The organism is Enterococcus dispar ATCC 51266 (assembly GCF_000406945.1).
Lineage (GTDB): Bacteria > Bacillota > Bacilli > Lactobacillales > Enterococcaceae > Enterococcus_C > Enterococcus_C dispar.
This window is the reverse complement of the sequence record NZ_KE136354.1, coordinates 2,220,798-2,230,663: the sequence shown is the minus strand read 5'-3', so window position 1 is coordinate 2,230,663 and position 9,866 is coordinate 2,220,798. Positions and strand designations below refer to the sequence as shown.

Below are 9,866 nucleotides of genomic sequence, written 5' to 3'. Positions count from 1 at the left end.
GCGACAATAAGCTAAAATCTCAAGAAATTACAAAACAATTTATTGAGATTCCATCTTATTGCTGGCGAGCTGAACAAGTTCGTAAAGCTTTTCTTTAATAATGGCGTTTAAAGATGCTGTGGATAAAAAATGTTTTTTTAAAGGCAAAAGTTATCCACTGTTGATAACTTTTGCCCAACAGACATAAAATTATTCCGTTAAAAATGTTTCCTGGGCGAGACACTCGGTTAGAACTGTCGTTAATGCGGGAAGGCTAGTGATAGTGGCCAAATCGATGTGCTTTAAATCAAAAATTTGGCTCAAAAGATTAGCGCCAAACTTATGCATTAGAAAAGCGCCAGTAAGAGTCTGAATAAAAGTAGCATCAAGTTCTTTTGCAAAGTAGGTGTTGATCATTGCGGTATCACAACCAAATAAGCCAAAGATTAAATAGGGCCATTCATACTCTTTGGGGGCAAAATAACAATCTGCAAAATCGATAACATTTAACTGATTTGAAGCGGTGCAAAGCAAATTAGCCGCTTTGAAATCACCGTGAACAAAAACTGGTGCATCAAAGTTGGTTGTCAAAATGATTTTTTTGCGCTCGGCTTGAAAGCTTTCTGGAAAAACAGACCAGCGGGGATTACTCAAACATTCTTCTTTTGTTAGGATAGGAATATCTGGATCGGGAAAAAAAGTGGCCAAATTATGGGAAAATTCTTTTACCGTCGGAACAAAAGGTCTTTTTTCTGCTGGTGAAAAAGCTGTAAAATCAATGCCTGCAATTTGCTCCATGATTAAATAAGAAAAATTATATTTGTCATAGATAATACCACTGGCAAATAATTTAGGTGAAGGAATCACACGATTGGCATGAGTTAGTCCGGCTTTTTCGATTTTTGCGGCTAAAGGATTGCTATAACTCGTTTCTGTTGGCATAAAAAGCTTGATGACATAATCTTTTCCTACTCCAAAAATTGCATTAGAAGCAGAGGTCAAATTTTTGAGGGGTCCATAGGGTAACTGTTCTTTTTCAAAAATTGCTTGAATCAGCGGCGCAAAGGCATTTTTACTTTGATAAATAGCAAGCCATGACGCAATATCGTGAATGGTTGCGGTGAAATAGGTTTTATTAGCCATGCTGTGCTCCTTTATTGAAATAATTATTTGATTTATCCTGTCAACGGCTAAAATTTCAGTTGGATCAAGCGAAAATAATGACAGACAGTAAAGCAGTTGACATTATTATGCCATATTTTAAAAATTAAAAAAAATTCCTGTCAAAATGCGTAAATAAAAATGAAGGAGCAAAAGCAAATATCTGAAGTAGAAAATAAAAAATTCTTGCTTTAATCGGACGTTTCCTGTATAATTCTACTTTGTGAGTAGTCTCAATGATACTCTCTCTGCTCTTAGAACACTAAGGGCCTAAAGTCCATAGGGAGGTGAAAAATCAATGGAAAACACGAAGTATGAAATCATGTACATCATTCGTCCAAACATTGATGAAGAAGCAAAAACTGCTTTGATCGAACGTTTTGATGCAATCTTAAAAGACAACGGCGCTGAAGTTGTTGAATCAAAAGATTGGGAAAAACGCCGTCTAGCGTATGAAATGAACGGATTCCGTGAAGGCATCTATCATATCGTCAAAGTTACTTCTCCATCAGATGCTCCAGCGATCAATGAATTTGACCGTTTGGCTAAGATCAATGACGGCATTTTGCGTCACATGATCGTTAAGGAAGAAGCTTAATATTGTTTCACGTGAAACAAATCTATGACGAGGAGATGATCCGGTTTGATTAACAATGTAGTTTTAGTCGGCAGATTAACCAAAGATCCTGATTTGCGTTATACAGCGAATGGTGCAGCAGTTGCGACATTTACTTTAGCAGTAAATCGTAACTTCACGAACCAAAGCGGAGACCGCGAAGCAGATTTTATCAATTGTGTGATTTGGCGTAAACCAGCCGAAACTTTAGCGAATTATGCCCGTAAAGGAACGCTGCTAGGTGTTACTGGCCGCATCCAAACACGGAATTATGAAAACCAACAAGGTCAACGTGTTTACGTAACTGAAGTGGTTGCTGAAAACTTCCAATTATTAGAATCACGTTCTGCAAATGAACAACGTCAACAAGGTGGGTCAACTACTAACGGTGGCGGTGGTTTCAACAATAATTACGGTGGTGCCAGCCAACAAAACAATTTTAATCAAAACCAACCTTCTCAAAACAGCGGAATGCCGAGTTTTGATCGCGACACTTCTGATCCATTCGGGTCTGACGCATCAACCATCGACATTTCAGACGATGATTTACCATTCTAAGCAATTGATAGGAGGGAAATAGGATGGCACAACAAAGAAGAGGCGGACGTAAACGTCGCAAAGTAGACTATATCGCAGCTAACCATATCGAACATATCGATTACAAAGATATTGAATTGTTAAAACGATTCATTTCAGAACGAGGCAAAATTTTGCCACGTCGTGTAACTGGTACAGGCGCGAAAAACCAACGTAAAATTACCGTAGCGATCAAACGCGCACGGATTATGGGCTTACTACCTTTCGTAGGCGAAGAATAAAAATTATTTTACACCTCAGTCTTTAAGACTGAGGTGTTTTTTTATCCTTTAAAATTCTGGAACTAAAAATTTATATTCTAGTTAGATGCCTGAGGTATCTATAAAATCGACTAGAAATTTTTTTGTTTAAGCAAAGAAAACCTATAAAAAAATCTATACTTATCCACAATTCCGTAACAGACGTGATCCCTTGATTTAACAAGTTATATTGCAGAAATGCACACGAAATCACAATAAAGTTTTCCACAATGTGGAAAACTTTATTGAAGCAAAAAATACGAAGAATATTATCTTGTGAAATTAAAAACAAGATGCTACCGTATATATTGAATACTTATACATTTTATTTTTTTGTTATTTATTACGTGGAAATTGGTAATAGTATTTGAAATGTTGTTGAAAATGATTTTAGTTGTCTAAGACTTATAGTTAGCTGTAATTTTAACAACGAGACTGAAAGTAAAAATTTTTCTTTTATTTTTTTGCATCACCACCTATTCAGCTATTCTTTTGATAAAGAGCGTAAAAACCGCCATAATTTCTCAATCTTGATTCATTGTTTTATGATGAAATAAGAGAATCACTGCCATCATGATAGTAAAAATGTTTCACGTGAAACATTTTGGGATGACTTTAGGAGAAAAAGACTAAAAATCGCGCTATTATAGGATTTATGCTAAAATGAAGGATAGCAAAAATGTAAATTTTGCTGGTTTTGTTGTGATAAAATTTTTACGTCTGGATAAGTGGGTTTACTAGTGTTAAGGCCTATTTTGGCTAAAGACTAAGATTGCCTCCATGACAAGACGTTAAAATGAGGAGTAAGCTATGAAAAAATACCCTTTTCTAAAAGTGATGGTACTGATTTTCATTGTAGAGTTCATTTGTTTGGTGTTTAACCCCCATCTATGGGCAAACATTGCCATTTTTGCTGCACTAAATATCTTTATTTACTATGTTTATTATACTTTACAAAATTTAAATGCGTTGACAGATGATAAACGTATTCGCGAATCTGCGCAAATTGCTATTGATAATTCAAAGTTTTTATCTAGCGTATCGCCATCAATTATTTTTATCTATGAGCCCAAAACATTTCGCCTGGACTGGATGAATCATCGTGCTTTAGATTTAAAAGAACAAGTCGGTCAAGAGCTACTTTGGGATAAAACGCTGAAACCATTATTAGTTGGCAGCAAAGACGATGGCTCGATGCGAGTAGAAGATCGAAGTTTTGAATATATCATTGATCGTAAAAAAAATATTATCTTTTTACTTGATCGTACTGCTGAGGTAGCCGCCCAAAACTATCAAGAAAATCAACAAACTGCGATTGGTATTATCTCCGTAGATAATTACGACGATGTCGTGGATAAAATGGATGATAAAGAAACATCTTATCTGAATTCTTTTGTGACGACCTTTATTTCTGACTGGTCAGATGAATATGACATTTACTTGAAACGATTGAATGCTGAACGTTTTTATTTCGTTGCTCATGCTTCTGATATAAAGAAAATGGCCCAAGAACAATTTTCTTTATTAGACAAAATCCGGACTGCCGCTGAAGAACAATCTATTCCATTGACGATTAGTATGGGCATTAGTTATGGGGATGAAACTGGAGAAAAAATCGGTGAAGTCGCACAAACCTGTTTGGATATTGCTTTAGTACGAGGTGGCGATCAGGTAGTGGTAAAAGAAGCCAACGATGAAGCCAAACCAAAGTTTTATGGTGGCAAAACCGCGAGTGTAACAAAACGAACGCGTGTTCGCTCGCGAGCGATGGGAACGGCGCTCAATAAAATTTTGGCAAGTGCAGAAGATATTTATATCATGGGACATCGTTATCCGGATATGGATGCGATAGGTTCTGCTTATGGGGTAGCAACTCTTGCTGATTTTCAAGGAAAAACGAGCTATGTGGTCATCAATGAAAATGAATTGATTCCTGATGTAGAACGTTGCTTAGCCGAAATCCATAAAGATGAAGCTTTAGAAGGCCATTTAATCTCCGTTAAGCAAGCATTAGGGCAGATTAAGCAAAATAGTCTGTTAGTGATGGTAGACTACCATAAACCTTCGCTATCGATCTCTCAGGAGCTCTATGAGAAGTTTGATAAAGTTGTTATCATTGATCATCATCGCCGAGGGGAAGAGTTTCCTAACCAACCCCTGTTAACCTATATTGAGTCATCTGCTTCATCTGCTTCCGAATTAGTCGGAGAGTTGATTCAATATCAAAGTAACGCTCAAAAACAATTGGATAAATTGACTGCAACGTTATTATTAGCAGGAATTTTTGTTGATACGAAAAATTTTTCCGTCCGTACCAGTTCGAGAACTTTTGACATTGCTAGTTATTTAAAATCACGAGGAGCCAACGGTGAATTAGTGCAATATATCTTAAGTTCTGATTTAACCTCGTTTTTAGAAATTAGTGAATTGGTCTCAAAAAGTGAATTTATCGATCAAGATGTAGTTGTAGCCTGTGCCAGTGAAGATAAAGTTTATGACAGCGTAACGACTGCCAAAACGGCAGATACATTGCTTTCTATGAATGATGTACAAGCCTCTTTTGTTATTACGAAAAGAAAAGATGGCTTAGTGGGAATTTCTGCTCGCAGTAATGGCAAAATTAATGTACAAGCCATTATGGAAGATATGGGTGGAGGCGGCCACTTTACCAATGCCGCAACACAAATCAAAGAGAAATCCCTTAACGAAGTGAAAACAATGCTTTATAATGAAATACAGCACAGTTTGAAGAAAGAATAAAATTGGCTGTGGAGATGCCGCAATGATTATTACGCAAAAAGAGTATAAATCGATGGCAATAACCAGGTCCATGGCAAAATTAAGACTTAATTTGACTGTTAGCAAGGGAAATTGACACAAGTTCGTTTAGGCGATATGTGGCTTCTCCGTTGCTAAAAGGTCAATTAAACATCTTTATGAGGAGGAAATTACATGAAAGTTATTTTTTTAGCTGATGTAAAAGGCAAAGGTAAAAAAGGTGAAATCAAAGAAGTTCCTACTGGTTACGCCCAAAACTATTTAATTAAAAATAAATTGGCGCAAGAAGCCAATAAAGGCAATGTGGCTGAGCTTGCTGCTAAAAAGAAAGCCCAAGATAAACACGAAGCTGAAATTTTGGCTGAAGCCAAAGCGTTAAAAGAAAAATTGGAAAAAGAAGAAACAGTCATTGAATTAAAAGCCAAAGCCGGAGAAGACGGCCGCTTATTTGGTTCCATTCCTTCCAAACAAATCGCCACAGCCTTGGAAAAACAATACAAGGTTAAAATTGACAAACGTAAAATCGAATTGGAAAATCCTATCCGTTCTTTAGGTTTTACCAATGTGCCTGCGAAGCTGCACCCAGATGTAACAGCCACTTTAAAAGTACATGTGGGAGAAGAATAAGCACATTTACAGTCTGAATGATCCAAATTAAATCAAAAACACCAATTTCTAGACAGCGCCTTTTGTGCTTTCGTCTTTTGAAATTGGTGTTTTTTAGTCCATTTCATAAAGATCTAATTTTGTCAGGCGTCTACTTCTAGCCACAATGCTGGGCGTACTCCGCCACTATTATCTCTAGTTAAAGGATGAATCGTTTGACTGCTATAACGATAAGTACCATTGCCTTGAATCCCAATATTGCCGTCGCCGTGAATATAAATGGCCCGCTGTAAATTTCGTCCGGGTGTTCGTAGCCACCACCACCAAATATAATCATCATAAAAAGTGCGCCGTTTTTCATTGTTGGGATCTTTCTTTTGGAACCAATAACGTTGCTTGGGGCTTTTTTGCATTAAATTTTTGCTACTGTCACCAAAATAATGACAAACGGCTTCTTCTAAACTTAAAAGAAAAATCCGATCATAGGTTTTTGCACCACCTGTTACGTCGTACCAAGGATTTCCAGGTGTTGTAATTTCGGTGGTTAAAATTTTAGCTTGATTTTCCGGCGTAAAACTATGATAAAAAGTGTCATTTAAGTAAGCTCTCATTTCACTGTTTTCCCACGTTACGTCACCTTTTTGTTGGTGGTAGGGGCGTTGATCGATAATATTTTCAGTTAAAAGTAAAAGCCGGTTCTCCTCTTTTGCTAATATCCGCCACTGATAACGATCAAACGTTACTATGTCGCCAATTTTCATCCTATACTCCCTTTCTGATTTAACGAATAAAATAATTTCTAAATTTTTTTCTTTAATCTGTTTTAATTTTAGCATAAAAGCGATTACAAGTTGTATTGACACCCTGTGTACTGTACTGAAAATTCAGTTATAAAAAAATCTCAAAAAGAAAAGAATATATTCGGTATAATAAGGGCAGATTGCTTTTTTTAAGAGGACGTGGCTTTTAAAACCGAAATGATTTTTCTTATATCATTTGAATGCTTGAAATCCTCAATAATTCAGAAGGCTTGCGGCAATTTTGCTTATATAAGTGAGCTGAAAGCTAGAAAAATGAAGTAAAAATAAGAGGTGGAAACAGGATGTCACAAGAAATAATTTTAATCGTGGCGCTAGTTGTACTAGTGCCCATTGCCTTAATTGCCATGAATTATCGTACCCGTTATCAGTTAAAACAAAGTATCAAACAAAAATGGGGTGCCCAACCTTATCAAAAGCGTTTTGATCACGAAGAAAGTTTGAAAAAAGCTTGGTTAGAAGAAAAGAAATACCATCATTACACAGCAGAAGTCGATGATTTAACTTGGTATGATTTAGATATGGATAGTATTTTTGCACTTTTAAACAACACTTATTCCAGCGTTGGGTCAGAGGCATTGTATAAACGTTTGCGCAATTATAATTTTAGCGATCAAAAACAATATGAACCTTTAATCAAATTTTTTGCAGAAAATGCCGCGACACGAGAAAAAGTACAATACCTATTTGCTAATTTGGGAAAACAAGACAATAATTTTTCCAAACAGTATTTGGCAGAAGGTGGTAAAAATAAATTACCTAATACTTGGCTATATGTTATTTTAGGATGTATACCAATTTTGGCATTATTGGCTTTACCACTGCAACCATCACTTTTTCTAATTGTTATTTTATTTAGTTTTTTTCTGAATGTTGTCCTCTATTTCACTCAAAAATTTCGCTTGGAAACGGAACTGACGATTATGCGCTATTTGGTACAAACACTCGTTTTAGCGAAAAAACTTAGTAAAGTAGATACACCTCTGCAAGCTGATTTAAAGGAAAAGGTCAAACCCTTTAAGGGAATTGAAAAATTTGCTTTTTCGTTTCGCGTCAAAGGGAATTCGGAAGCTGAAGTTATATTTGAATTAGTCAATATGATCTTTTTACTGCCGTTAATTTCTTATAATTATGTCTTGGGAAAAATTAGTCGTTACAATGAAGCAGCCATTTCATTGTGGGATAATTTAGGAGATTTGGAAGTCGCCTTAGCTATTTTGAACTTTCGTACCTATATGCCATTAACCTGTTTGCCAACAGTAAAAACAGGTGGCGTGGAGGCTGAAGCAATTTATCATCCTTTAATTCAAAATGCGGTCGCAAACCCAGTTGACTGGCAAAAAAATACATTGGTGACTGGTTCCAATGCTTCTGGTAAATCAACTTATGTCAAAAGTATCGCGATTAATTGTATTTTAGCCCAAACCATTAATACTGCTACAGCAGAAGCTTTCACATTACAAGCAGGTCATGTGTTAAGCTCTATGGCAGTCGAAGATGATTTATTTGAAGGAGATAGTTACTTTGTAGCCGAAATCAAATCGATTAAACGCCTTTTGGATAAAGTGGCGACAAAAGAACGCTGCTATTGTTTTATTGATGAAATTTTGAAAGGGACTAACACGATCGAGCGAATCGCCGCTTCGAGCAGTGTCGTGGAGTGGCTGGGACAACAACCGAGCTTGGCTTTTGTAGCTACCCATGATATTGAATTAACCGAAATTTTGAAAAAAAGTTGCGACAATCTTCATTTTGAAGAACAAGTCACGGCTGAAAATGGCATTTCATTTGATTATCGCTTGCGGCAAGGTGCTGCAAAATCCCGCAATGCGATCGCTTTACTGGGTATTTTAGGGTATCCAAGTGATTTAGTTGCCAATGCTAAAAAAGAAGCCGCTTATTTTGATCAAGAAAAAAGCTGGCAAGTGTTGGGGTAGTGGTTTTAATAATTAAAAAAGAGATTACAAACTATTTGTCATGTAGTTTGTAATCTTTTTTTGTAGAAATTATGATTTTCTCAGTTTTACAGAGCCACGAATGTTCAAATTTGGAATAATTTGTTGATGGATAAAAGGAGCAGAAGGATTCGTTATTCTTTTCATAAGAGAATTCACAGCCAATTGCCCCATAAAGTGTAAATCCGTTGCAACATTTGTGATTGGCGGGACAGCCATCCGAGTGAATTCAGTATCATCGTAACAAATAATACTAATATCCTCAGGAATTGTATAACCAGCAGATTGTAAATAGCTGTTTAACATAAAGGCTAATCCAGAGTTCACACAAAACCAAGCATCTGGCATGGTTTCAATGCTTTTAAGCTTATTAAAAAGAGCTCCCTGTGTTTCTTCAATTTGAGTTAATTCAATTTTTTTATCGTAGATTAAATCATGTTCACTCAGCGCACGATGATAGCCACGATAACGTTCCAAATAACTCGGTGAAAAATTAATATCTCCAATGAAACCGATTCTATTTAATCCATTTTCAATTAATAGTGAGACCGCTTGGAATGTTCCATCTATATTTTTAGAAAGAATAGCATCTGTTAACAAAGATGGATCATGGTGATCAACCAATATAACTGGTAGTTTTGTAGCTAATATTTCTTTTATGTAATTATTGTCACTATGAGACAATATGATTACACCATCGTAGTCCAAAATATTTGGAGGTAAAGTTAAACTTTCAATTTCATTTTGGGATAATGGATGAATAGCTAATTGACAATCTTCTTTTCTAAGCTCATTTTCAATACTTTTAATAATTTCACCAAAAAAACTTGTTTGTGAAAGAGCAAATTCTGTTGCAACTAGTAAGATTCTTTGAGTTCCGCTATTACTGTTGATAATTTGGTATTCGTACCCAAGTTCATCCGCTTTTTGTTGGACTAAATTTTTAGTTTTTTGGCTGACACCGGGTTTATTTCGTAATGCTTGTGAAACTGAATTTTTTGAGATTCCTAGTGCATCTGCAATATCTTGCATTGACGCTTTCTTCATATCTATCACCTTATTTTCTAAGCTTTATTTTCATTATAACATAAATTTTTAAAAATGTAATTGTTTGTAA

General features: G+C 35.8%; 9 protein-coding genes. 6 read left to right on the top strand and 3 right to left on the bottom strand.

The annotated features are described in order from the left end of the window. Window positions 1–189: 189 nt before the first annotated feature. Window positions 190–1,122, bottom strand: coding sequence for a phosphotransferase (locus RK01_RS10510; protein WP_016173266.1), 933 nt, complete (start codon window positions 1,120–1,122; stop codon window positions 190–192). A gap of 316 nt (window positions 1,123–1,438) precedes the next feature. Between RK01_RS10510 and rpsF the strand changes: the two genes are divergently transcribed. The 5 genes from rpsF (at window position 1,439) to rplI (ending at window position 5,997) form a co-directional block, all read left to right on the top strand. Beyond that, on the top strand, window positions 1,439–1,738 hold the full coding sequence (gene rpsF, locus RK01_RS10505) for a 30S ribosomal protein S6 (RefSeq protein WP_016173265.1): 300 nt from the start codon (window positions 1,439–1,441) through the stop codon (window positions 1,736–1,738). A gap of 45 nt (window positions 1,739–1,783) precedes the next feature. Continuing rightward, on the top strand, window positions 1,784–2,314 hold the full coding sequence (gene ssb / locus RK01_RS10500; protein WP_016173264.1) for a single-stranded DNA-binding protein: 531 nt from the start codon (window positions 1,784–1,786) through the stop codon (window positions 2,312–2,314). 23 nt (window positions 2,315–2,337) lie between these two features. Beyond that, window positions 2,338–2,574 (top strand): 30S ribosomal protein S18, encoded by a 237-nt coding sequence (gene rpsR / locus RK01_RS10495; protein ID WP_016173263.1) that lies wholly within the window; start codon window positions 2,338–2,340, stop codon window positions 2,572–2,574. 828 nt (window positions 2,575–3,402) lie between these two features. Beyond that, window positions 3,403–5,352: a GGDEF domain-containing protein gene (locus RK01_RS10490; protein WP_016173262.1), complete on the top strand. Its 1,950-nt coding sequence runs from the start codon at window positions 3,403–3,405 to the stop codon at window positions 5,350–5,352. 192 nt (window positions 5,353–5,544) lie between these two features. Next, window positions 5,545–5,997, top strand: a complete 453-nt coding sequence (gene rplI, locus RK01_RS10485) for a 50S ribosomal protein L9 (RefSeq protein ID WP_016173261.1) — start codon at window positions 5,545–5,547, stop codon at window positions 5,995–5,997. A 122-nt stretch (window positions 5,998–6,119) separates the two neighbouring features. Here the strand turns inward: rplI and RK01_RS10480 are convergent, their stop codons facing one another. Beyond that, window positions 6,120–6,737 carry a DUF6273 domain-containing protein gene (locus RK01_RS10480; RefSeq protein WP_016173260.1) on the bottom strand — a complete coding sequence of 206 codons (618 nt, stop codon included), beginning with the start codon at window positions 6,735–6,737 and terminating at the stop codon, window positions 6,120–6,122. Between the two features lie 341 nt (window positions 6,738–7,078). Here RK01_RS10480 and RK01_RS10475 point away from each other — a divergent pair, with 341 nt between their 5' ends. After that, the gene (locus RK01_RS10475; RefSeq protein ID WP_016173259.1) at window positions 7,079–8,731 is read left to right on the top strand and encodes a MutS-related protein; all 1,653 of its coding nucleotides are present in this window, start codon (window positions 7,079–7,081) and stop codon (window positions 8,729–8,731) included. Between the two features lie 69 nt (window positions 8,732–8,800). Here the strand turns inward: RK01_RS10475 and RK01_RS10470 are convergent, their stop codons facing one another. Continuing rightward, a complete protein-coding gene (locus RK01_RS10470) occupies window positions 8,801–9,796 on the bottom strand; it encodes a LacI family DNA-binding transcriptional regulator (RefSeq protein ID WP_016173258.1) in 996 nt (331 codons plus the stop codon). Window positions 9,797–9,866 lie beyond the last annotated feature (70 nt).